The sequence below is a fragment of the Streptomyces torulosus genome, from assembly GCF_001419765.1.
GTDB classification, from domain to species: domain Bacteria; phylum Actinomycetota; class Actinomycetes; order Streptomycetales; family Streptomycetaceae; genus Streptomyces; species Streptomyces torulosus.
Genome location: NZ_LIRK01000318.1, coordinates 1 through 22,186, shown reverse-complemented (window position 1 = coordinate 22,186; position 22,186 = coordinate 1). Strand labels below are relative to the sequence as shown.

General features: G+C 70.3%; 20 protein-coding genes and 1 pseudogene. 8 read left to right on the top strand and 13 right to left on the bottom strand.

Annotated features, from left to right (window positions below; translation table 11 throughout):
* Nucleotides 1-183, bottom strand: a pseudogene (locus tag AOK23_RS50070) (SigE family RNA polymerase sigma factor); the annotation flags it as partial.
* A gap of 276 nt (nt 184-459) precedes the next feature.
* Here AOK23_RS50070 and afsQ1 point away from each other — a divergent pair.
* The 5 genes from afsQ1 (at nt 460) to AOK23_RS22190 (ending at nt 4,372) form a co-directional block, all read left to right on the top strand.
* The gene (gene afsQ1, locus AOK23_RS22210) at nt 460-1,137 is read left to right on the top strand and encodes a two-component system response regulator AfsQ1 (RefSeq protein ID WP_055515961.1); all 678 of its coding nucleotides are present in this window, start codon (nt 460-462) and stop codon (nt 1,135-1,137) included.
* On the top strand, nt 1,134-2,735 hold the full coding sequence (locus tag AOK23_RS22205) for a sensor histidine kinase (protein ID WP_055714440.1): 1,602 nt from the start codon (nt 1,134-1,136) through the stop codon (nt 2,733-2,735). The genes afsQ1 and AOK23_RS22205 overlap by 4 nt, the downstream gene beginning before the upstream one ends.
* 86 nt (nt 2,736-2,821) lie before the next feature.
* Entirely contained in the window at nt 2,822-3,421 is a 600-nt protein-coding gene (locus AOK23_RS22200; RefSeq protein WP_055714443.1) for a hypothetical protein, read from the top strand.
* Between the two features lie 73 nt (nt 3,422-3,494).
* A complete protein-coding gene (locus AOK23_RS22195; protein ID WP_055714439.1) occupies nt 3,495-4,046 on the top strand; it encodes a VanZ family protein in 552 nt (183 codons plus the stop codon).
* A gap of 125 nt (nt 4,047-4,171) precedes the next feature.
* Nucleotides 4,172-4,372: a PspC domain-containing protein gene (locus AOK23_RS22190; RefSeq protein ID WP_055714438.1), complete on the top strand. Its 201-nt coding sequence runs from the start codon at nt 4,172-4,174 to the stop codon at nt 4,370-4,372.
* Between the two features lie 75 nt (nt 4,373-4,447).
* On the opposite strand, the gene AOK23_RS22185 is transcribed toward AOK23_RS22190, so the two are convergent.
* Both AOK23_RS22185 and AOK23_RS22180 read right to left on the bottom strand, forming a co-directional pair.
* Nucleotides 4,448-4,816 carry a hypothetical protein gene (locus AOK23_RS22185; protein WP_055714437.1) on the bottom strand — a complete coding sequence of 123 codons (369 nt, stop codon included), beginning with the start codon at nt 4,814-4,816 and terminating at the stop codon, nt 4,448-4,450.
* Nucleotides 4,817-4,955: 139 nt separating this feature from the next.
* Nucleotides 4,956-6,116, bottom strand: coding sequence for an adenosine deaminase (locus AOK23_RS22180; RefSeq protein WP_055714436.1), 1,161 nt, complete (start codon nt 6,114-6,116; stop codon nt 4,956-4,958).
* Between the two features lie 113 nt (nt 6,117-6,229).
* On the opposite strand from AOK23_RS22180, the gene AOK23_RS22175 reads away from it, so the two are divergent.
* The gene (locus AOK23_RS22175; RefSeq protein ID WP_055714435.1) at nt 6,230-7,000 is read left to right on the top strand and encodes a prolyl oligopeptidase family serine peptidase; all 771 of its coding nucleotides are present in this window, start codon (nt 6,230-6,232) and stop codon (nt 6,998-7,000) included.
* An 87-nt stretch (nt 7,001-7,087) separates the two neighbouring features.
* Here the strand turns inward: AOK23_RS22175 and AOK23_RS22170 are convergent, their stop codons facing one another.
* Nucleotides 7,088-8,050 carry a LysR family transcriptional regulator gene (locus tag AOK23_RS22170; RefSeq protein WP_206336258.1) on the bottom strand — a complete coding sequence of 321 codons (963 nt, stop codon included), beginning with the start codon at nt 8,048-8,050 and terminating at the stop codon, nt 7,088-7,090.
* Between the two features lie 63 nt (nt 8,051-8,113).
* Here AOK23_RS22170 and AOK23_RS22165 point away from each other — a divergent pair, with 63 nt between their 5' ends.
* Both AOK23_RS22165 and AOK23_RS22160 read left to right on the top strand, forming a co-directional pair.
* Nucleotides 8,114-9,382, top strand: a complete 1,269-nt coding sequence (locus tag AOK23_RS22165) for an MFS transporter (RefSeq protein ID WP_055714433.1) — start codon at nt 8,114-8,116, stop codon at nt 9,380-9,382.
* A 145-nt stretch (nt 9,383-9,527) separates the two neighbouring features.
* A complete protein-coding gene (locus AOK23_RS22160) occupies nt 9,528-10,538 on the top strand; it encodes a sigma-70 family RNA polymerase sigma factor (RefSeq protein ID WP_055714432.1) in 1,011 nt (336 codons plus the stop codon).
* Here AOK23_RS22160 and AOK23_RS45285 read toward each other — a convergent pair.
* The 9 genes from AOK23_RS45285 to AOK23_RS22120 form a co-directional block, all read right to left on the bottom strand.
* Nucleotides 10,431-10,820, bottom strand: coding sequence for an STAS domain-containing protein (locus AOK23_RS45285; RefSeq protein WP_079049623.1), 390 nt, complete (start codon nt 10,818-10,820; stop codon nt 10,431-10,433). The genes AOK23_RS22160 and AOK23_RS45285 overlap by 108 nt on opposite strands.
* 41 nt (nt 10,821-10,861) lie before the next feature.
* The gene (locus AOK23_RS22155) at nt 10,862-12,145 is read right to left on the bottom strand and encodes a thymidine phosphorylase (protein ID WP_055714442.1); all 1,284 of its coding nucleotides are present in this window, start codon (nt 12,143-12,145) and stop codon (nt 10,862-10,864) included.
* Between the two features lie 101 nt (nt 12,146-12,246).
* Complete coding sequence (locus AOK23_RS22150; RefSeq protein WP_055714431.1) at nt 12,247-12,639, bottom strand: cytidine deaminase; 393 nt, start codon at nt 12,637-12,639, stop codon at nt 12,247-12,249.
* On the bottom strand, nt 12,636-13,910 hold the full coding sequence (locus AOK23_RS22145) for an ABC transporter permease (RefSeq protein WP_055714430.1): 1,275 nt from the start codon (nt 13,908-13,910) through the stop codon (nt 12,636-12,638). Before AOK23_RS22145 ends, AOK23_RS22150 begins: the two co-directional genes overlap by 4 nt.
* On the bottom strand, nt 13,907-15,031 hold the full coding sequence (locus tag AOK23_RS22140; protein WP_055714429.1) for an ABC transporter permease: 1,125 nt from the start codon (nt 15,029-15,031) through the stop codon (nt 13,907-13,909). The genes AOK23_RS22145 and AOK23_RS22140 overlap by 4 nt, the downstream gene beginning before the upstream one ends.
* On the bottom strand, nt 15,031-16,647 hold the full coding sequence (locus AOK23_RS22135) for an ABC transporter ATP-binding protein (protein WP_055714428.1): 1,617 nt from the start codon (nt 16,645-16,647) through the stop codon (nt 15,031-15,033). The genes AOK23_RS22140 and AOK23_RS22135 overlap by 1 nt, the downstream gene beginning before the upstream one ends.
* A 227-nt stretch (nt 16,648-16,874) precedes the next feature.
* A complete protein-coding gene (locus tag AOK23_RS22130) occupies nt 16,875-17,930 on the bottom strand; it encodes a BMP family lipoprotein (protein WP_055714427.1) in 1,056 nt (351 codons plus the stop codon).
* Between the two features lie 983 nt (nt 17,931-18,913).
* The gene (locus tag AOK23_RS22125) at nt 18,914-19,972 is read right to left on the bottom strand and encodes a BMP family lipoprotein (protein ID WP_157878113.1); all 1,059 of its coding nucleotides are present in this window, start codon (nt 19,970-19,972) and stop codon (nt 18,914-18,916) included.
* Nucleotides 19,973-20,359: 387 nt separating this feature from the next.
* A complete protein-coding gene (locus tag AOK23_RS22120; RefSeq protein ID WP_055714426.1) occupies nt 20,360-21,613 on the bottom strand; it encodes an amidohydrolase in 1,254 nt (417 codons plus the stop codon).
* Between the last annotated feature and the right edge of the window lie 573 nt (nt 21,614-22,186).

Sequence of the window (22,186 nt, the reverse complement as noted above, 5' to 3'; positions counted from 1 at the left end):
GGCCACCCCCGTGGTGCTTCCCCCCACATGTGCGTCAACCACCGACATGTACGTGGTGTGCTGACGCCCGGTACCGCGAGCGCACCCCCGCCCGCTCACGGCACCGGACTTCTCCGTGTTCCGGACGACGTCGTGGAGACGCGTGACAACTGCGCTAGTGCTGGTGCTGTGCAGCGTGTTCATCTCGCGCCCCCCGTCGTGGAATTCCGGTCTCTCACCCCGCTTCGGCGCTCGACCGCCGCGGTGCTTCTTGCCTGTGCCGAAAAGATTGCCCGGCCACCTTCATGGCCGTGTCCGCCGACTGTCACAGACCTGTCACAGGGGTCGGCCCCAGGGAAGACACAGCGCGCTCACAGAGAAGAGTCGTACGGCTACGCGAACGGCACGATCGTGTGCGGGTGTCGCGTGGGAGCGCTTCAACGGTCGATTCGTGGCCATGCCATGGGCCAGAATGAGCCCGTGCCTTCCCTGTTGCTGATCGAGGACGACGACGCCATCCGCACGGCCCTGGAGCTCTCACTGACGCGCCAGGGGCACCGTGTCGCCACCGCCGCCACCGGCGAGGATGGTCTCAAGCTGCTGCGCGAACAGCGGCCGGATCTGATCGTTTTGGACGTGATGCTGCCCGGCATCGACGGCTTCGAGGTGTGCCGTCGTATCCGGCGCACCGACCAGCTGCCGATCATCCTGCTGACCGCCCGCAGCGACGACATCGACGTCGTGGTGGGTCTGGAGTCCGGTGCGGACGACTATGTGGTCAAGCCCGTGCAGGGGCGGGTGCTGGACGCCCGTATCCGCGCGGTGCTGCGGCGCGGTGAGCGCGAGGCCAATGACGCGGCGACCTTCGGCAGCCTCGTCATCGACCGCGCGGCCATGACCGTGACGAAGAACGGCGAGGACCTCCAGCTGACGCCGACCGAGCTGCGGCTGCTGCTGGAGCTGAGCCGGCGCCCCGGACAGGCCCTGTCCCGGCAGCAGTTGCTGCGCCTGGTGTGGGAGCACGACTACCTGGGCGACTCCCGGCTGGTCGACGCGTGCGTCCAGCGGCTGCGCGCGAAGGTCGAGGACGTGCCGTCGTCGCCGACCCTGATCCGTACGGTCCGTGGTGTGGGCTACCGGCTGGACGTTCCTCAGTGACAAAGGCTCGAGGGGGGATCCGCGGCTGGTCCGCGACGCGTACGAAGGTCCAGTCCCGGATTCGTTTCACCAGCCTGCGGCTGCGACTGGTGGTGGTGTTCGGGCTGGTGGCGCTCACGGCAGCCGTGTCGGCGTCCGGTATCGCGTACTGGCTCAACCGGGAGGCCGTGCAGAGCCGTGCGCAGGACGCGGCGCTGAACGACTTCGAGCGTGAGCTGCAGAGCCATGTGAGCACGCTCCGCCCGAACCCCTCCCAGGACCAACTGCGGATCGCCGCGCGCAAGATGGCCGACGGCGGTGAGCGCTTCGGCGTGCTCCTCATCGACGAGGACGCCGCAGGCCGGACCGTGTCGGGTTCCTCGACCGACAACGCGCTGAACGGCTTCTCCCTCGACGACGTGCCCGCGTCCCTGCAGAAGGCCGTCAACAAGCGGCAGAAGATCACCTCCGGGAACCAGCATCCGTACCACGTGTACTGGCAGCGGGTCATCGACGGCGACACCCCGTATCTGGTGGGCGGCGCGAAGATGATCGGCGGCGGTCCGACCGCCTACATGCGCAAGCCGCTGGAGAAGGAGGCCGAGGACCTCAACTCGCTGGCCTGGTCGCTGGGGATCGCGACGGGTCTGTCGCTGATCGGCTCGGCGCTGCTCGCGCAGGCCGCCGCGACGACCGTGCTGAAGCCGGTGCAGCGCCTCGGGGTGGCCGCCCGGCGGCTCGGCGAGGGCAAGCTCGACACCCGGCTGCGTGTCTCCGGCACGGACGAACTGGCCGACCTCTCACGGACCTTCAACCTCGCGGCGGAGTCCCTGGAGAAGAAGGTCGACGACATGAGCGCCCGCGAGGAGGCGTCCCGCCGCTTCGTCGCCGACATGTCGCACGAACTCCGTACACCACTGACGGCGATCACCGCCGTCACGGAGGTGCTGGAGGAGGAGCTGGACGCGGAGACCGGCAGCGTCGACCCGATGATCGAGCCCGCCGTACGGCTCGTGGTGAGCGAGACCCGGCGGCTGAACGACCTGGTCGAGAACCTGATGGAGGTGACCCGCTTCGACGCGGGCACGGCCCGGCTGGTCCTCGACGACGTGGACATCGCCGACCAGATCACCGCCTGCATCGACGCCCGCGCCTGGCTGGACGCGGTGGATCTGGACGCCGAGCGCGGCATCATGGCCAACCTCGACCCGCGCCGCCTGGACGTGATCCTCGCCAACCTCATCGGCAACGCCCTCAAGCACGGCGGTTCGCCGGTGCGGGTCTCGGTGCGCGAAGGCGACAAGAACGACGCGGACCTGCTGATCGAGGTGCGGGACCACGGGCCCGGCATCCCCGAGGACGTCCTCCCGCACGTGTTCGACCGCTTCTACAAGGCGAGCGCCTCCCGTCCGCGCTCCGAGGGCAGCGGCCTCGGCCTGTCCATCGCCCTGGAGAACGCCCACATCCACGGCGGCGGGATCACCGCCGCCAACTCCCCCGAGGGAGGGGCGGTCTTCACCCTCCGCCTGCCCAGGGACGCCGCCCCGCTGATCGCACGGGAACGCGACGGGGACCAGGGCGACGGCGGCACGCAGGACACCGAGGGGGACGGGCAGTGACGATACGAGAGGTGCCGGCGAGAGACGCGCGGGTACGGCGGATACGGACGCGAGAGCGACAGGGGCGGGCAGCGCGGGTGCGGGGCATACGGATCCTGGCCGCGGGCGGGGTGCTCACCGGGCTGCTGGCGGGCTGCGGGATCCGGGCCACCCAGGTGCCGACGGACTTCGGTCCCGCGCCGTCGATGGTGCCCTGCGAGTCGTCGGTGACGGACCTCGCGACGCAGGCCGGCCCGTCCGGGATGCCCGTCGAGGTGTTCCTGCTCTGCTCCGGGGCGCTCGTCCGGGTCGACCGTTCGGTGCGGGTCGCCGACGGCACGGACGAGGCGAAGCGCCGCGTGGTCGTCGCCCAGGGGCTCCTGAAGGCCCTGGGCGAGACACCGTCGGGCGTGGAGGACGAGGCCGGCTACCGCACGGCCGTGCCGCCCGGGATCACGGTGACCGGCCCCCGCCCGGGTGACCCCGACGACACCCTGCGGCTGTCCACCGCCCCCGACGCCCTGCCCAAGTACGCCCTCGCGCAGATCGTGTGCACCTTCGCGGACACGGCGGCGACCGGTGACAGCGGCTCGGTCGTCCTGGGCAGTACCAGCGCCGACGCGCTGCGCCGGTACGAGTGCACCGCGGACGTCCAGTCGGATCCGGGGGCGGGGATACCGCCCTCGACGGAGGTCTCGGGTTCCTGAGGCCCGCCGCCGCCCCGAGCCGCCGGAAAAATCGAGCGGAACCGATCGCGCCGGAGGGCGCGTCTTGGGGGGCGTGCAGCGTCAAGGTACGAGCGGCGGTAGTGCCGCGGTCCGTGTTCGTGCGGCGGGGGGTGTCCTCCTCGCCGCACATCTCGCGGTCGTTGCCTGGATCACGCTGCGTCCGCTGGACGTCACCTGGGTGAGTCCGACCAACATGCGGCCCTTCGCGGGGATCAGAGCGGATCTGGCGCTGGGCTGGCCGGAGGCGGCCCTGCGGATCGGCGAGGGGCTCGCGCTGCTGGCACCGCTCGGCGTGCTGCTGCCCCTGGTGCACGGCCGGCTGTCGGTGTCGCCGGTCGTCTCGCTGGCCCGGTCGGTCGCGGCCGGGGCGCTGCTGTCGCTGGCGGTCGAGCTGTTGCAGACCGGGGTGCCGGGCCAGGTCGTGGACATCGACTCGATCCTGCTGAACGCGGTCGGTGTGGGCCTCGCCCATGTCGCCGTCGTGCCGGCGGCCAGGGCCGCCCTCCGTCGCAGGGCGGACAGCCGGGTGCGGACGGACCACCGCCGTGAGGAGCATTCTCAGGGTCGGACCCCGACGATTCCCAGGGTCGGGATGGCCCCATAGAGCGACGCTTCGTCCGCTTCGTCCGCGTAGCGTCGATGGTGTGGGAAAGAGAGCGGCGGCCGTCAGGAGGCCCCACCCCCACCGTCGGCCCGCGGCCGGCGTCCTACGCTGACGAAGGAGCCCTCATGAGCCGCCTTGCCCGCCCCGCGGAAGGCCGGATGATCGGCGGAGTGTGCGCAGCGCTGGCACGGCGCTTCGGCACCTCCGCGACCACGATGCGTGTGCTGTTCCTCGCGTCGTGTCTGCTTCCGGGCCCGCAGTTCCTGCTCTACATAGCCCTGTGGATCCTGCTCCCGTCCGAGGGGAAGACCCGCACGGCATGGTGACGCACCTCCACTGACACGCCGATGGGGCGCACCCTCGCAGGGTGCGCCCCATCGGCGTACGAGGGAGCGGTCCGCTCAGGCGCCGCCGAGGGGCAGGCCGTTCACGCCGAGGCCCTTGGTGGGCAGGGTCTTGCCGACGGGGAGGCCGCCCAGCAGGCCACCGACGGGGGCGGTCGGCCCCTCGGCGAGGACGTTGGCGACGGCGGGCTGCGCCGACTCCAGACCCGCGCCGAGCGCACGCTGACCCTGGGTGACGGCTCCACCACCCGGCAGCGTCTTCGACACGTTCTCCACGGGCAGCGACCGGGTGACGGTGCCCACGGCCTGGGAGGCGTCGGGAGCGGCCGGCACGCTCGGGGCGGCGTTCGCGGCGCCCGCGCCCGCAGCGGCGATGGCGGCACCGAGGGCGGCGACACCGAGGGTCTTGGCAGCAGACTGCTTCATGTTGAATGCGTCCTTGGAATGCGTTCGACGGGTGGTGAGCGGTGCCGAAACGTAAACACCAAAGTCCCGCCGGTGGCAAACATCGACAAGCGGCCGCGTCGCCCTCCACGCGGCCGCTCCCGGAATCGATTGTTCGACGCTATTCGTCGACAGATCCGCTGGTGGAGGCCGTTTGACGGAACAGCCATTCGGATTTCAACTCGGCATATCCGGGCTTGATCACGTCATTGATCATGGCCAGTCGTTCATCGAAAGGAATGAATGCTGACTTCATAGCATTGACCGAGAACCACTGCATGTCGTCGAGCGTGTAGCCGAAAGCCTCGACCAGGTACTCGAATTCACGGCTCATGCTGGTGTGGGACATCAGCCGGTTGTCGGTGTTGACCGTGGCGCGGAAGTGCAGCCGCCGCAGCAGCCCGATGGGGTGCTCGGCGTACGAACGGGCGGCGCCCGTCTGGAGGTTGGAGCTGGGGCACAGCTCCAGCGGGATGCGCTTGTCGCGGACGTAGGAGGCGAGCCGGCCGAGCTTCACCGAGCCGTCCTCGTGGACCTGGATGTCGTCGATGATGCGGACGCCGTGGCCGAGCCGGTCGGCGCCGCACCACTGCAACGCCTGCCAGATGGAGGGCAGCCCGAAGGCCTCCCCGGCATGGATGGTGAAGTGGTTGTTCTCGCGCTTGAGGTACTCGAAGGCGTCGAGGTGCCGGGTGGGCGGGTAGCCGGCCTCCGCGCCGGCGATGTCGAAGCCGACGACGCCCAGGTCGCGGTAGCGGTTGGCGAGTTCGGCGATTTCCAGGGCGCGGGCTGCGTGCCGCATGGCGGTGAGCAGGGCGCCGACGCGGATGCGGTGCCCGGCCTCCCTGGCCCGGCGCTCGCCCTCGCGGAAGCCCTCGTTGACGGCCTCGACGACCTCTTCGAGGCTCAGGCCGCCGTCGAGGTGCTGCTCGGGGGCGTAGCGGACCTCGGCGTAGACGACACCGTCCTCGGCGAGGTCCTCGGCGCACTCGGCGGCGACCCGGACGAGCGCGTCGCGGGTCTGCATGACGCCGACGGTGTGGGAGAAGGTCTCCAAGTACCGCTCCAGGGAACCGGAGTCGGCGGCCTCGCGGAACCAGACGCCGAGCCGGTCGGGGTCGGCCTCCGGAAGCCGGGGGGTGTAGCCGACGGCGTCGGCGAGGTCGACGACGGTGCCGGGGCGGAGCCCGCCGTCGAGATGGTCGTGCAGCAGAACCTTGGGCGCCCGGCGGATCTGGTCCGAGTCCGGGGTGGTTCCGGTCCGGTCAGTCTGGTTCGTCATTTTCGCACCATATCGCCTACGCGCGTAGAACGCCTGTCGGGCGGTGCCGTCGATACTCAACGGTGACCCGCAGGACGGGTGGCGTACACCATCTCTTCTGACACTGTTCTGTCATGGCGCAGCAAGCAATGCCGGTACGGACGCCCCGACTTGGGCGGACGTTCGGCCCGGAGCCCAGCACGGTCGGCGCGGTGGTCCTGCTTCTCCCGGCCGGCGACGAGGCTTCCCTCCGCAGGCCCTCCCCCATGGTCGCCACCGCCTCCGTACGCGCCCTGGGGCGCCGACTGGTCCGCGCGGGGCGTGACGAGGGCCTGGCGGCCCATGTCGTGCACTACCGCCACCGCGGCTGGAACGGCACGGAGGCGCGGCTCGCACGGGACGCCGAGTGGGCCGCGGACGAGGTGGTCCGGCGGTACGGGGACGTACCGGTGTGCCTGGTGGGGCTGCACATGGGGGCGCGCGCCGCGCTGCACGCCGGGGGCCACGACGCCGTCAACTCCGTACTGGCGATCGCTCCCTGGCTGCCCGAGGAGGACGCGGCGGCGACGCCCGAACCGGTGAAACAGCTCGCGGGGCGGCGGGTGCTGATCGTGCACGGCACGAACGACGAACGGGTCGACCCCGAGCTGTCCTTCCGGTTCGCCGCGCGCGCGAAGAAGACGAACCCCGACATCTGCCGGTTCGAGGTGCACGCGGACCGGCACGGGCTGACGCAGTACCGCGACGAGGTGCACGCGCTCGCCTCGGACTTCGTGATGGGCGTGCTGTTCGGCCGGGCGTTCGCGCGCCCCCTGGAGGACGCGCTCGCCGCGCCGCCGCCGCTGGGTCTGCGCATGCCGCTCGCCTCCGGCTTCGGAGCGGCCCGCTCCCGGTGGGGCGGCTGAGGGGCGCGACGCGCCTGCGGCGAGCGGGGGCGTCCGCGCGGGTCCCTCCTGACCCCGGGCCGGGCCGCGCTGTTCCCGCGGACACGATCAGTCGTGCAGGAGGCGGCCCTTCCTCGACAGCAGGAACTTCTTGAAGGCGGCCACCGGGGGTGTGTCCGGGTGGCCGGCCAGCCAGGCCACGCCGATCTCCCGGGCCGCCCGGGGTGCGGTGACGGTCAGTTCCACGACGCCCGGCCTCGGGACGGCCGGCGGGGGCAGCAGGGCGACGCCCAGGCCCGCGGCGACGAGGCCGCGCAGTGTCTCGGCCTCCTCGCCCTCGAACGCGATACGGGGTTTGAAGCCCGCCTGTTTGCAGAGGTCGTCGGTGATGCGGCGCATGCCGTAGCCGGGTTCGAGGGTGACGAACGTTTCGTCGGCGGCCTCGGCGAGGCGGACGCGTTTGCGGGCGGCGAGGCGGTGGTCGGCGGGGACGACGAGGCGGAGCTTCTGCTCGTCGAGGCGGCGGGCGACGAGGTCGGGGGCGTCCGGGACGGGCGAGGTGAGGCAGAGGTCGAGTTCGCCCGCGCGCAGGCGTTCGATCATGGCCTCGCCGTAGTTCTGGACGAGGCTGAAGCGGACGCGGGGGTGCTCGGCGCGGAAGGCCTGGAGGAGGCCGGGGACGGTCTCGGCGCCCATGGTGTGCAGGAAGCCGAAGGCGACCTTGCCGGTGGCCGGGTCGGCGTCGGCGCGCACCTCGTCGGCGGCCCGCTCGATCTCGGCGAGGGCGCGTTCCACGGAGGCGTGGAAGGTGCGGCCCGCGTGTGTGAGGGACACCGTGCGGCCGCGGCGCGCGAACAGGTCGACGCCCAGGTCCTGTTCGAGCCGGACCATGGCCCGCGACAGGGTCGACTGCGGGACCTGCATCTCCTGGGCGGCCCGCGTGACGTGCTCGGTACGGGCGACACCGGCGAAGTAGGCGAGGCGGGGGGCGAGCCGCAGGACGATGTCCTCGATGTCTTCTGTGTCACCGGACGGTGACAGCCGTGGCTCTGACCTTTGCTGATGCATCACGGGAACGATTATGGGGGTTCCATGCATTGGACGGATGAGTAACGGCGTACGTAGTTTCGAGGCATGCCTTCCGCCAGTACCGAGGCGTCCACCAGGGTGGGCGCCGGATCAGTCAGCACCCCCGCCGATTCCCGTGTGGCGCCGGGAGGTCCCGGCTACCGCCGGATGAGCCTGGCGCTGTTCCTCGCGGGAGTCGCCACCTTCGCCCTCCTCTACTCCACGCAGGCCCTGCTGCCGTTGATCTCGACCGACTTCGGGGGCACGGCGAGCGCGGCGAGCTGGACGGTCTCGGCGGCGACCGGTGCGCTGGCGCTGTTCGTGTTGCCGATGAGCGCGCTGTCGGAGCGGTTCGGGCGGCGCGCGGTGATGACCGCGTCGCTGGCGGTCGCGGTCACGGTCGGGCTGCTGATCCCCTTCGCGCCCTCGCTGGGCGCGCTGGTGGTGCTGCGCGCCGTGCAGGGCGCGGCCCTCGCCGGGGTACCGGCCTCGGCGACCGCCTATCTCGCCGAGGAGGTCCGCCCCAAGGCCCTCGTCACCGCGATCGGTCTGTTCGTCGCCGGCAACAGCGTCGGCGGCATGAGCGGACGGATCGTGACCGGCTGGGTCGCGCAGGAGTGGGGCTGGCGGGTCGCGCTCGGTGTGCTCGGCCTGATCGCGGTGGGGTGCGCGGTGGCCTTCCGTCTGCTGCTGCCCGCGCCGAGGCACTTCGTGGCGGGGTCGCTGCGGCCGGCGGTGCTGGCCCGTACGGTCCGCTCGCACCTCGGCGACCCGCTGCTGCGGCGGCTGTACGCCATCGGCGCGCTCTTCATGACCGTCTTCGGCGCCGTCTACACGGTCATCGGCTACCGGCTGGCCGACGCCCCGTTCTCGCTGCCGCAGGGTGTCATCGGGTCGATCTTCCTGGTGTACCTGGTCGGCACGGTGTCCGCCTCCACCGCCGGGAAGCTGGTGGCGCGGCTGGGGCGGCGGGGCGCGCTGTACCTGGCGGGCGGTACGACGACCGCCGGTCTGCTGGTCTCGCTGTCCGGTGCGCTGCCGCTGGTGCTGATCGGGCTGGTGCTGATCACCGCCGGGTTCTTCGCCGGGCACGCGGTGGCGTCGTCGGCGGTCAGCCACACGGCGAAGGAGGGGCGGGCGCAGGCGTCCGCGCTGTACCAGTCGGCCTACTACGTGGGGTCCAGCGCGGGCAGCACGCTCGGTGCGATGGCGTTCCACGCGGGCGGCTGGCTCGGGACCGTGTCCATGGGTCTGCTGGCCGTGCTGGGGGTCGTGGCGATCACCGTGGTGGGGTCGCGTGCGGCTCGTGTGCAGCGGAGGCTCGCCACCGTCTGACATCCCCTCCACCCCGTTCCACCACAGCCCGCTGACCTGGCCCTTCTTCCGCTCCGGGGGCCATTGTCAGTGGGCTGCGGTAGCTTCCGGAGTGTTGGCGCGCACTGGTGCGTGTGACGGAATGAGCCACAGGGGTGGGTTGGCCATGAGTGACGGTACGGCGACGGTGACGGCGGATCTGGACGTCCGGCTGGAGAAGCACCGGGTCGAGCTGACCGGGTACTGCTACCGGATGCTCGGCTCGTCCTTCGAGGCGGAGGACGCCGTGCAGGACACCATGATCCGGGCCTGGCGGAGCTACGAGAAGTTCGAGGGCCGCTCCTCCCTGCGCTCGTGGCTGTACCGCATCGCGACGAACGTCTGCCTGGACATGCTGACCGCGGGGAACAAGAGGGCCCGTCCCATGGATCTCACCGAGTCGACGCCCCTCGCCCAGGCCGCCCTCGCCCCCCGCCCCGACAACACCTGGCTGGAGCCCGTCCCGGACGCCCGGGTGCTGCCGACGACCGCCGATCCGGCGGAGGCGGCGATGGCCAAGGAGTCCGTGCGGCTGGCCTTCGTCGCCGCCCTGCAGAAGCTGCCCGCCAAGCAGCGGGCCGTGCTCATCCTGCGCGAGGTGCTGGCCTGGAAGGCGAGCGAGGTCGCCGAGTTGCTGGACACCTCGGTCGCCTCGGTGAACAGCGCGCTCCAGCGGGCCCGCGCCACCCTCGGCGACGGCGACGGCCGGGTCGCCGAGGGCGATGTCTCCGACCCGCTCGACGAGGAGCAGCAGAAGCTGCTGGAGCGCTATGTCGCCGCGTTCGAGGGGTACGACATGACGGCGCTGACGGCCCTGCTGCACGAGGACGCGGTGATGACGATGCCGCCGTTCGACCTGTGGCTGACCGGCACGGGCGACATCACCGGGTTCATGACCACGCTGGGTGCCGCCTGCGCCGGCTCGCACCTGGTGCCCGTCGCGGTGAACGGCCTGCCGGGCTTCGCGCAGTACAAGCCCGACCCGGAGAAGGGTGGCTTCACCGCCTGGGCCGTGCAGGTGCTGGAGATATCAGAGGGCCGGATCGCCGGGTTCCACTGCTTCCTGGACACCGCCCGCTGGTTCCCCCTCTTCGACCTGCCCCTCCACATCGAGGGCAAGCCCGACCAGGCGCAGTAGCGCGCACAGCGCCGGGGCGGGGTCCCGCAGCCGTATGCGGCCCCCGGCCCGTTTCGCCGTGAGCTGCAACCGGGCCAGCAGGTCGACGGCTCCCAGGCCGGGCGGCCCGATCCCGGCGACGTCGCACACCACCACCCCGCCCGCCCGGTCCGCCTCCAGTCGCGCGCGCACCTCGTCACAGAGCCGGGGCACCTCGTCCCGGGTGACGGGGCCTGGCAGCACGAGTACGGCGGGTGTCGTCGCATCCACGATCGGTAGACCGGACCGGCCCCCGGAACTCATCGCGGACACGACGACAGCGGCGTCGACAGGGCAGGGCCCGCTCAGGCGATGCGGTCCATCACGATCGGGTTCGGGGTGAACGGCGTGCCCGCGGCGGCGATGTCGTACGAGCCCTGGACGGCCTCCAGCGCGTAGGAGAAGCGCTCGGGGGTGTCCGTGTGCAGGGTGAGCAGGGGCTGGCCCTCGGTGACGGTGTCACCGGGCTTGGCGTGCATCTCGACGCCCGCGGCGGCCTGGACCGGGTCCTCCTTGCGGGCGCGGCCGGCGCCGAGACGCCAGGCGGCGATGCCGATGTCGTAGGCGTCGAGGCGGGTCAGGACGCCCGAGGAGGGGGCCTTGACGATGTGCTGCTCGCGGGAGGTGGGAAGCTCCGCGTCGGGGTCGCCGCCCTGGGCCGCGATCATGCGGCGCCAGGCGTCCATGGCGGAGCCGTCGGCCAGGGCCTTCGCCGGGTCGGCGTCCTTCACGCCGGCCGCGTCGAGCATCTCGCGGGCCAGCGCGATCGTCAGCTCGACGACATCCGCCGGGCCGCCGCCCGCGAGGACCTCGACCGACTCGCGGACCTCCAGCGCGTTGCCGGCGGTCAGGCCCAGCGGGGTGGACATGTCCGTCAGGAGCGCCACGGTCTTCACACCGTGGTCCGTGCCCAGGCCGACCATCGTGGAGGCCAGCTCGCGGGCGTCCTCGATGGTCTTCATGAAGGCGCCGCTGCCGACCTTCACATCGAGGACCAGGGAGCCGGTGCCCTCCGCGATCTTCTTCGACATGATCGACGAGGCGATCAGCGGTATGGCCTCGACGGTGCCGGTGACGTCACGGAGCGCGTACAGCTTCTTGTCGGCGGGGGCCAGACCGTCGCCCGCCGCGCAGATCACCGCGCCCACACCGTCCAGCACGGACAGCATCTCCTCGTTGGAGAGGAGGGCGCGCCAGCCGGGGATGGACTCCAGCTTGTCGAGGGTGCCGCCGGTGTGGCCGAGGCCGCGGCCGGAGAGCTGGGGGACGGCCGCGCCGCAGGCCGCGACCAGGGGCGCCAGCGGGAGGGTGATCTTGTCGCCGACGCCGCCGGTGGAGTGCTTGTCGGCGGTCGGCAGGGAAAGCGACGAGAAGTCCATGCGCTCACCGGAGGCGATCATCGCGGCCGTCCAGCGGGCGATCTCGCGGCGGTTCATGCCGTTGAGCAGGATCGCCATGTTCAGGGCGGCCATCTGGTAGTCGGCGACCTCCCCGCGGGTGTACGCGTCGATGACCCAGTCGATCTGCTCGTCGCTCAGCTCACCGCGGTCCCGCTTGGTGCGGATCACGGAGATGGCGTCCATCGACAACACAGTCATGGCTTTCCTTTCGAAGGTTCCGAAAGCGACCCGGTGCGGATCGGAAAGGGAGCGGCCCCTCCGACCGGTCGTCAGGAGGGGCCGCACGGGAGTTACTTGGTGAGATGGTCCGGGCCGAAGGCCTGGGGCAGCATCTCCGAGAGAGGGAGGATCCCCCCGGGGGTCTCCAGCAGCAGATCCGGGCCGCCGAACTCGTACAGCAGCTGCCGGCAGCGACCGCACGGGACGAGGACCTCGCCCTTGCCGTCCACACAGGTGAAGTGCGTGAGGCGGCCGCCGCCGCTGTTCTGCAGCTCCGAGACGAGACCGCACTCCGCGCACAGGCCGAGCCCGTAGGAGGCGTTCTCGACGTTGCAGCCCGAGACGATCCGGCCGTCGTCGACGAGGGCGGCCACGCCGACCGGGTAGCCGGAGTACGGGGCGTACGCCCGGGACATGGCGTCCCGGGCCACCGTACGCAGCTTCTCCCAGTCGACGGCGGTCACTTGCCCTGTCCCTTCCGGTACGGCAGGCCGTCCGCCTTCGGCATCCGCAGCCGCTGTGCGGAGAGCGCGAGGACGATCAGGGTGATGACGTACGGGGTGGCGGCGACGACCTGGTTCGGGACCTCGTTGGTGGTGGCGTACCAGGTGTACACCAGGGCGCCGATGACGGCGGTGATCAGGGCCTGGACGTACTTCTTGCGGACGGCCAGCCAGATCGCGCCGATGAGCAGCAGCAGCGCGCCGAGCAGCAGCAGGGCGTGGACGTTCTCCGAGCCACCGCGCAGGTTGAGGCTGTCGGTGTAGCCGAACAGGCCGGCGCCGAGGGCGAGGCCGCCCGGCATCCAGTTGCCGAAGATCATCGCGGCGAGGCCGATGAAACCGCGGCCACTGGTCTGGCCCTCCAGGTAGAAGGGGTTGGCGACGATGGAGAGGAAGGCTCCGCCGAGGCCGGCCAGACCGCCGGAGATGATCACGGCGATGTACTTGTACTTGTAGACGTTGACGCCGAGGGACTCGGCGGCGATCGGGTTCTCACCGCAGGAGCGCAGCCGCAGACCGAAGGCGCTGCGCCACAGGATCCACCAGGTGGCGGGGATCAGCGCGACGGCGACGAGGGTCAGCCACGAGACGTTGGTGACCAGACCGCCGAGCAGGCCGGCGAGGTCGGAGATGAAGAACCAGCCCTTGGAGTTGAGTTCGGTCAGCGCGTCCGACAGTCCCGGGATGGTGAAGTCACCGATGGACTCGACCGGCGGGGACTGCTTGGCGGAGCCGCCCTGGTGGCCCTCGAAGGCGAGCGGCGCGAGGTAGCGGGTGGCGCCGAGGGCGAGGATGTTGATGGCCACACCGGAGACGATGTGGTTGACGTTGAAGGTGACGGTGACGAAGGCGTGCAGCAGGCCGCCGATCGCGCCGCCGGCGATGCCGACCAGGACGCCGGTCCACGGACCGTACTGGAAGCCGGCCCAGGCGCCGAACCAGGTGCCGAGGATCATCATGCCCTCGAGGCCGATGTTGACCACGCCCGAGCGCTCGGCCCACAGACCGCCGAGTCCGGCCAGGCCGATCGGGACGGCCAGTTCCAGGGCGGTGGACATCTGGCTGACGTTGGTGATGCCGTCCGCGCCGGTGATGATGCGGACGAGCGAGGTGAGTGCCAGGACGCCGGAGATGACCAGCAGCAGCACGGGCAGCGACATCTTCCGCCCGGTCCGGGCGGTGGGCTCCAGCGAGGGCTGGTTGAGGTCGGTCGCGGTGGTGCTCGTGGTCATCGGCCAGCCACCTCCTTCTTGACGTTGTTGTCCGCGCCGAGGACGTTCCCGGCGGCGAGCTCGGCGCCGACGCGGCGCTGCTGGCGGCGCAGGCCCCACTCACGGACGGTCTCGTAGGAGACGACGACCGAGAGCACGATCAGGCCCTGCATGATGACCGCGATCTCCTTGTCGTAGCCGTGGAAGTCCAGCTCCGGCGACGCCTTGTCGAGCCAGGCCCACAGCAGGGACGCGAAGGCGATGCCGACGGGGCTGTTACGGCCCAGCAGGGCGATGCCGATGCCGAGGAAGCCGATGCCGGTGGGGAAGTTCAGGCTGTAGGTGTGGGTGTCGCCGAGCAGGATCGGCAGACCCGCGAGGCCGGCGACACCGCCGGAGATCAGCATCGCGGTGAGGATCATCCGCTTGGGGTCGACACCGCTGGCCGCGGCGGCCGTCTCCGAGGCGCCGGAGGCGCGCAGGTCGAAGCCGAAGCGGGTGCGGTTGATGACGACCCAGTAGCCGACGCCGAGCGCGACGGCGAGGAGGACCAGGCCGTAGATCTCGCCGGCGGCGCCCATGTCGATGCCGGGCACCCAGCCGGACTCGGCCATCTCACCGGTGGTGTTGTTGTTGCCGACCTTGACGCCGAAGACGTTCGGCAGCCAGAGGTAGCCGATGATCGAGGTCGCGATCGCGTTGAGCATGATCGACGCGACGACCTCGCTGACCCCGCGGGTGACCTTGAGGACACCGACGATGCCGGCCCAGAAGGCACCGGTGAAGATCGCCGTGAGCATCAGCAGCGGGACCTGGAGGAACGCGGGCAGGTCCACGTGGGCGCCGACGATCGCGGCCATCATGGCGCCGAGCAGGTACTGGCCGTCGACACCGATGTTGAACAGGTTCATACGGAAGCCGATGGCCACCGCTAGGGCCGCGATGTAGTACAGCGACGCCTGGTTGATGATCCGGACCTGGATGTCCGAGAACGACGCCTGCTCGAACATGATCGTGAACGGCTCGACCGGGTTCTTGCCGGACGCGAGCAGCACGATCGCGGTCAGCACGAAGGCGACGGCGAGCGCGAGGACCGGCCCGGCCACCGCGAGGAGCACCCGCTCCTTGTCGAACTTCTTCATCAGCGGGCCTCGCCTTCCGGAGACTCGGGGGCCTTGCCCGGCGTCTCGGGGGTCTCTTCGTGTTCGAGGTGGCCGGTGGCGGCACCGGTCATGGCGGAGCCGAGCTCCTCCGGGGTGATGGTGGCCGGGTCGGCGTCCGCGACCAGCTTGCCGTTGTAGATCACCCGGAGGGTGTCGGACAGGCCGATCAGCTCGTCGAGGTCGGCGGAGATCAGCAGCACGGCCAGTCCCTCGCGGCGGGCTTCCCGGATCTGGTCCCAGATCTGGGCCTGCGCGCCGACGTCCACACCGCGGGTGGGGTGGGCGGCGATCAGGAAGCGCGGCTTGTGGCTCATCTCGCGGCCGACGATCAGCTTCTGCTGGTTGCCGCCGGACAGGGAGGCGGCGGTGACGTCGATGCCGGGGGTGCGGACGTCGTACTCGGCGACGATCCGGCGCGTGTCCTCCTGGGCGGCCTTCGGGTCGAGCCAGACGCCCTTGGCGTTGGGCCGCTCGGTCACATGGCCGAGGATACGGTTCTCCCAGAGGGGTGCCTCCAGGAGCAGACCGTGCCGGTGGCGGTCCTCGGGGATGTAGCCGACGCCCTGCTCACGGCGCTTGCGGGTGGGCCACCTCGTGATCTCGTCGTCGGCCAGCCGGATGGTGCCGGAGTCGGCGGCCTTCAGGCCGATCAGCGCGTCGATCAGCTCGGTCTGGCCGTTGCCCTCGACGCCGGCGAGGCCGAGGACCTCGCCCGCGTGGATGGTGAAGCTGATGTCGTCCAGGAGGGCCTTGCCGCCGGGCGTCGCGAGACGCAGCTTGTCTACGCTCAGGACGGCGCGGTCGGTGACCGTGGACTCGGCGGTCTCCGGGGTGGGCAGCTCGCTGCCGACCATCAACTCGGCGAGCTGGCGCGGGGTGGTGTCGGCGGGGACGGCCGTACCGACGGTCGTGCCGCGCCGGATGACGGTGATCTCGTCGGCCACGGACAGCACCTCGCCCAGCTTGTGCGAGATGAAGATGACCGACAGGCCCTGTGCCTTGAGCTCGCGCAGGTTGACGAAGAGCGCCTCGACCTCCTGCGGCACCAGCACGGCGGTGGGCTCGTCGAGGATCAGCGTGCGGGCACCGCGGTAGAGGACCTTGAGGATCTCCACGCGCTGGCGCTCGGCGACGCCGAGTTCCTCCACGAGGACGTCGGGGCGGACCCCGAAGCCGTACCGGTCGGAGATCTCCTTGATCGTGCGGCGGGCCTTGGCGCCGATGCCGTAGAGCTTCTCGCTGCCGAGGACCACGTTCTCCAGAACGGTGAGGTTGTCGGCCAGCATGAAGTGCTGGTGCACCATGCCGATGCCGCGCGCGATGGCGTCGGCGGGGGACGAGAAGCTCACCTGGTGGCCGTCGACCGCGATGGTGCCCTCGTCCGGCTTCTGCATGCCGTAGAGGATCTTCATCAGGGTCGACTTGCCGGCGCCGTTCTCACCGACGAGGGCGTGGACGGTGCCCTTGCGGACGGTGAGGTGGATGTCGTGGTTGGCCACCACGCCGGGGAATCGCTTGGTGATCCCGGCGAGTTCGACGGCGGTCGCCTGACCGTTGACCGCCGCGTCGGCCGGAGGGCTGCTGGACGCGTTGATGGCGCACTCTCCTGGGAAAGGGGGTCGTCTACGCGCGTAGCGCCCCTACGGCATCGAAAGGGGCGACGCCCGAGACAACGGGGTACAGGGAGCCAGGCTCCCCGTACCCCGTTGAGCGGACGTAACCCCGCGGTTACCAGCGGCTCCGGGGAGGTACGGGCCGGATGTACGGCTCCCGCACGGCCGCACTCCCCCGGGGTCGCGTGTCTGCTCGAGGTTCTGCTGGCTCAGCTGGTCTTGACCTTGATCTCGCCGCTGATGATCTTCTCCTTGGCCGTCTCGAGGGCCTCCTGGAGCTTGGTGTCGTCCTTGAACGTGGGGTTCGAGCCGGCGAGGCCGACCTCACCGCTCTTCAGATCGCCCCTGACGATACCGGTCTCGGGCTTGCCGTCCTCGACCGACTTCGCCAGGTTGTACACCGCCTTGGCGACGTCCTTCATCGCCGAGGTCAGGATCGCGTCCTTGTACTTCGCGAGGGCTTCCTGCTTGTACTGGTCGGAGTCGACGCCGATCGCCCACACCTTGTTGGCGGCGGCGGCCTCGATCACGCCCTGACCGGACAGACCGGCCGCCGCGTACACGACGTCGGCCTTCTTCTCGATCTGGCCCTCGGCGGCCGACTTGCCCTTGTCGGGGCTGGAGAAGCCGCCCTCCTCGGCCGTCTGGGTCAGGTACTGGGTGAGCACCTTGGCCTTGGGGTTGGTGTCCTTGACGCCCTGCTCGAAGCCGGCCTGGAACTTGTGGATCAGCGGGATGTCCACGCCGCCCACGAAGCCGACCACGTTCGTCTTGGTGCTCTTGGCGGCCGCGACGCCCGCGAGGTACGAGGCCTGCTCCTCGGAGAAGACCATGTCGGCCACGTTCTTCAGCTGGACGGTGGAGTCGTCCACGATGCCGAAGGTGGTGTCCGGGTACTGCTCGGCGGCCTCCTTCACGGCGGTCGCGTACGCGTAGCCGACGCCGATGACCGGGTTGTAGCCCTGCTTGGCCAGCGAGACCAGGCGCTGCTCCTTGTCGGCGTCCGTCTCGCCCTCGGTGGGCTCGATGTCCTGGGTCTGGTACCCGAACTCCTTCTTCGCCTGCTCCAGGCCCGCGAACGCGGCGTCGTTGAAGGACTGGTCGCCCTTGCCGCCGACGTCGTACGCGATCGCGAGACCCTTGTCGCCGCCCTTCGCGTCGGAGGAGGACGAGGCCTCCGTCGAGGTGCCGCCACAGGCGGAGAGGGCGAGGGCGAGGGAGGCGGTCGCTGCGCCCGCGACCGCGATGCGGGAAACCCGGCGCATGTTCTGGTGCTCCTAGTCGTACAAGCGCCGGAGGGTACTGCTCAGTGGTGCTTCACAGCGTCGGCGCTGGCTTTCGCCGAGGGTAACGCGCGTAGACCCTGGCGGGAAAGCCCCGGTTGCCCTGTTGTTATGGGGTCGTGTTGCAGCCAGTTCGAAGGCAGGAAAGGGGTGCCGGGCGCGCAAGCTGGGCGAACACATGAGCGGCAGCCAGTCAATGGCCACGACAGACGGGACAAGCCGACCGTTCACCTGCGCCAACAGGCCGCCACCGCGCCCATCTGGAGCCTGGGGAAGCGGCTGTGACCCAGCGGTCTGCCACGCCGTCGATCTGAACGAGGAGAGCCCCCTCAGGGAACAACTCGCCACCGTCGGGCTTGGCGACTAATCTTGCGAGGCATTCATCGAACTGGCGTACAGCGATAGCCAGTTCGATGCAGAGACCGCTCCACTGGAGGAACCCCCTTGAACAGACTGAGCAAGCGCGCGACAGGGCTGAGATTTTTTATCGTTGCTGCACTGGCAGGCGGGACCGTGGCCATGTTCGGCGGCAGCGCACAGGCCGCCGTCTCTGGTTGTCATGCATCCATCAACTCTCCCCTCCCGAATCACGCGTCAGTCGGCTGCACCAGGGGATTCGGTAAGTATCGCGTGAGGGCTCAATGCGACTCACCCAACTACCCCTATTCGACCACTGTCTACGGTCGTTGGCAGTCACTCTCCTCAGGGGGCGGTGCGCCGGCGTCGGTCGTGAACGGCGACAACTACAACTGCCACATCGTGAAGGCTTGGGTGGACGTGCACTAGTTCACCCACCGCCCCGGACGACATCTCGGTTCCTCGGGCGGTCTGCATCCTCGTCGGCGCGGATTCCCGGCGGACTCTACGGACATCACAGGGCTGCGTCGGCCGGCACCCAAACGCCGAGCGGGCGGGTGCTCTGGCACCCGCCCGCCTCTTGGCATGCCCGAAGGCCGTTCCGGTGACTACTCGGTCTTGACCTTGATCTGGCCGTCGACGATCTCCTTCTTGGCCTTGGCGACCGCATCCGAGAGGCCCGCGATCTTCGCGAACTCCGGGTTCGACTCGGCCAGGCCGACGCCGTTGACCTTCAGGTCGAAGGTCTGGACGCCGGTGAGCGGCTTACCGTCCTCGACGGACTTGGCGAGCGTGTAGACCGCGCCGCCGACGTCCTTGAGGGCCGAGGTGAGGATGAAGCCCTTGTAGGAGGCGAGGGCCTCCTGCTTGTACTGGTCGGAGTCGACACCGATCGCCCAGACCTTCGCCTTGGCGGCGGCCTCGATGACACCCTGACCGGACAGACCGGCGGCGGCGTAGAGGACGTCGGCGCCCTTCTCGATCTGGCCCTCGGCGGCGGCCTTGCCCTTGTCCGGGCTGGAGAAGCCACCCTCCTCGGCCGTCTGGGTCAGGTACTGCGAGATGACCTTGACCTTGCCGCCGCTGGTGTCCTGGACGCCCTGCTTGTAGCCGGCCTCGAACTTGTGGATGAGCGGGACGTCCACACCGCCCACGAAGCCCACGGTGTTCGACTTGGTGGCCTTGGCGGCGGCGACACCGGCGAGGTACGACGCCTCCTGCTCGGCGAAGACCAGGGATGCCACGTTGTCGGCCTTCACCTCCGAGTCGACGATGCCGAACGTGGTCTTCGGGAACTTCGCGGCGGCGGCCTCCATGGCCGGGCCGTACGCGAAGCCCACGCCGATGACCGGGTTGTAGCCCTGCTTGGCCAGGGACTCCAGGCGCTGCTGCTTGTCGGCGTCCGTCTCGCCCTCGGTGGGCTCGATGTCGGCCGTCTTGTAGCCGAACTCCTTCTCGGCCTTCTGCAGGCCCGCGTACGCCGCGTCGTTGAAGGACTGGTCGCCCTTGCCGCCGATGTCGTACGCGATCGCGAGGCCCTTGGTGCCCTTGCTCTCGCCGTCGCCGCCGTTGCCGCTCTCGCTGCTGGTCCCGCCACAGGCCGTGGCGGCGAGCGCCAGCGACGCGACCCCCACCGCGACGCGGGTCAGTTTGGAAATCCGACGCATCTTGAAGTTCCCCATCTTCTCCAAAGCCCCGCAGCCGGGTGCTCAGTTCGGCGCACATTAACGCGCGTAGACACTCCTGGGAACGGGGTTTCGACTGGCCGTTATCCATTCGTGCCGATGGCCGGTTACGTCCTCGTGAACCATGGGATCGAAAGGGACGCTTGGGACAGAGCCCTTCGCACGTCTCTCGCGTTCCGTGTCTGCGGGGTGACTTAAGCGTGACGGTGCGCGCGCCGTACGGGGGCGTACGACACGCGCACCAGGCTGCCGCGAGGGCGCGGGCGCCGCAACCGGAGAAGGTGCGGATCGGGTACCGGGTCTGTGGAGGCCGTGCGCCGGGGTGCTGTGCGGGACGTCCGCGCTGTGCGGGATGTCCGCACCCGCCCCCTAGGAGGTCGCGGCGGTGTCGAGGACCTGCATCCGGGCGTCCATGAGGGCGGCGGCGGTGAACAGCTCGACGCCCACGGTGATGGCGTGCTCGTCCGCGTCGAAGTCGCCCTGGTGGAGGTCGCGGACCGTGAGGTCGCCGGGGCGGCGGACACCCAGGCGGGCCATGGCGCCGGGGACGTGCTCCAGGTACCAGGAGAAGTCCTCGCCGCCGAGGCTCTGCTCGGTGTCCTCGACGGCCGTGGCGCCGCGGCGGGCGACCATGGCGTCGTGGATCAGCTCGGTGACGACGGGGTCGTTGACGACCGGCGGGACACCCCGGACGTAGTTGATCTCGGACTTGGCGCGGTGCAGGGTCGCGACCTCGGCGATCGCCTCGTGCACCAGGTCGGGCGCCTGCCGCCAGGCGTTGATGTCGAGGCAGCGCACGGTGCCGGACAGCTCGGCGTGCTGCGGGATCACGTTCGGGGCGTGGCCCGACTCGACGCGGCCCCAGGTCACGGACAGTCCGCTGCGGGCGTCGACCCGGCGGGCGACCAGCGCCGGCACGTCGGTGACGACGCGGGCGGCGGCCGTGACGAGGTCGGTGGTCAGGTGGGGGCGCGCGGTGTGGCCGCCGGGGCCGTCGAGGGCGATCTCCAGGCGGTCGCAGGCCGACGTGATGGGGCCGTGGCGCAGACCGATACGGCCGGCGTCGACCCTCGGGTCGCAGTGCACGGCGATGATCCGCCCGACACCTTCGAGGGCACCGCTCTTGATCACGTCGCCCGCGCCGCCGGGGAGGACCTCCTCGGCGGGCTGGAAGATCAGCCGGACGGGGCGCGGCAGCTGCCCCTTGCGGTGCAGGTCGGCGAGGACGAGCCCGGCGCCGAGCACGACGGTGGTGTGCACGTCGTGGCCGCAGGCGTGGGCGCGGTCCGGGACCGTGGAGCGGTACTCGCAGTCCACCTTGGTGTCCGGGATGGGCAGCGCGTCGATGTCGGCGCGCATCGCGAGGCGGGGCCGGCCGCCGTCCCAGTCGCCGATGTCACAGATGAGTCCGGTTCCGCTGTCGAGCACGCGCGGTCGGAGCCCTGCCTTCTCCAGGCGGGCCTTGATCGCGGCGGTCGTGCGGAACTCCTGGTTGCCGAGCTCGGGGTGCATGTGCAAGTCGCGGCGGAACGCGACGAGTTCGGCACGCAGGGCTTCGGGCAGGGTGCCGGGGAGGGCGGCTTCGGCTTCCCCGGACAGATCGGCCTCGGACTCTCGGGACATCAGTTGGTTCACCCTCTGAAGGGTAGGGCGATCGAGCGACCTTCTAACCCTCGATCAACAAAAAATCAGCCCGTAAGGGGAAGATTTCTGGCCGCACGACGCATACGTATGGGCAGGGATGGGTATACCCGTCCGCCTGTCGTGGCGGGCAGACCTCATGGACGGGACGCGATCGACGCGGCGCCGACGGCGCGACCCACCGGGATGACCGGGGCGTCCCTCCGGGAACGCCGGGGGTTGCCCGCGAATCCCATCGTCCAAACGTCCGGGGGTACCCGAACGATTCCCACGTTCCACGGATACCACGTTCCGGGCGCCGTGATGTGCCGAAACTGGCGCCGTTGGGTGACTGTTCGACTACCACGGGCGAGACTCACCAGGTACGGGGTGGGGCTGTGAGGAGAGGATTCAGGGGCCGATGGTGACCAGGGTCACCAAGGGGCGCGGGAGCGGACGGGGGGTGGTGCGGTGACGCTGCGGGACGGGTGGACGCCCGACTGTGAGGGTCGGCCACGTCCCTTGCGCCGCGACTGAGGCCGGCTGGAGTCGCGCGGGAGGTGGAGGGATGCGGAC

Bases quoted from the DNA above. Each gene is read 5' to 3' on its own strand.
- AOK23_RS22140 (WP_055714429.1), bottom strand. From the start codon at position 15,031: ATGAAGAAGTTCGACAAGGAGCGGGTGCTCCTCGCGGTGGCCGGGCCG.
- AOK23_RS22130 (WP_055714427.1), bottom strand. From the start codon at position 17,930: ATGCGCCGGGTTTCCCGCATCGCGGTCGCGGGCGCAGCGACCGCCTCC.
- AOK23_RS22160 (WP_055714432.1), top strand. From the start codon at position 9,528: ATGAGTGACGGTACGGCGACGGTGACGGCGGATCTGGACGTCCGGCTG.
- AOK23_RS22125 (WP_157878113.1), bottom strand. From the start codon at position 19,972: ATGCGTCGGATTTCCAAACTGACCCGCGTCGCGGTGGGGGTCGCGTCG.
- AOK23_RS22120 (WP_055714426.1), bottom strand. From the start codon at position 21,613: ATGTCCCGAGAGTCCGAGGCCGATCTGTCCGGGGAAGCCGAAGCCGCC.
- AOK23_RS45285 (WP_079049623.1), bottom strand. From the start codon at position 10,820: ATGAGTTCCGGGGGCCGGTCCGGTCTACCGATCGTGGATGCGACGACA.
- AOK23_RS22175 (WP_055714435.1), top strand. From the start codon at position 6,230: ATGGCGCAGCAAGCAATGCCGGTACGGACGCCCCGACTTGGGCGGACG.
- AOK23_RS22185 (WP_055714437.1), bottom strand. From the start codon at position 4,816: ATGAAGCAGTCTGCTGCCAAGACCCTCGGTGTCGCCGCCCTCGGTGCC.
- AOK23_RS22165 (WP_055714433.1), top strand. From the start codon at position 8,114: ATGCCTTCCGCCAGTACCGAGGCGTCCACCAGGGTGGGCGCCGGATCA.
- AOK23_RS22180 (WP_055714436.1), bottom strand. From the start codon at position 6,116: ATGACGAACCAGACTGACCGGACCGGAACCACCCCGGACTCGGACCAG.
- AOK23_RS22145 (WP_055714430.1), bottom strand. From the start codon at position 13,910: ATGACCACGAGCACCACCGCGACCGACCTCAACCAGCCCTCGCTGGAG.
- AOK23_RS22190 (WP_055714438.1), top strand. From the start codon at position 4,172: ATGAGCCGCCTTGCCCGCCCCGCGGAAGGCCGGATGATCGGCGGAGTG.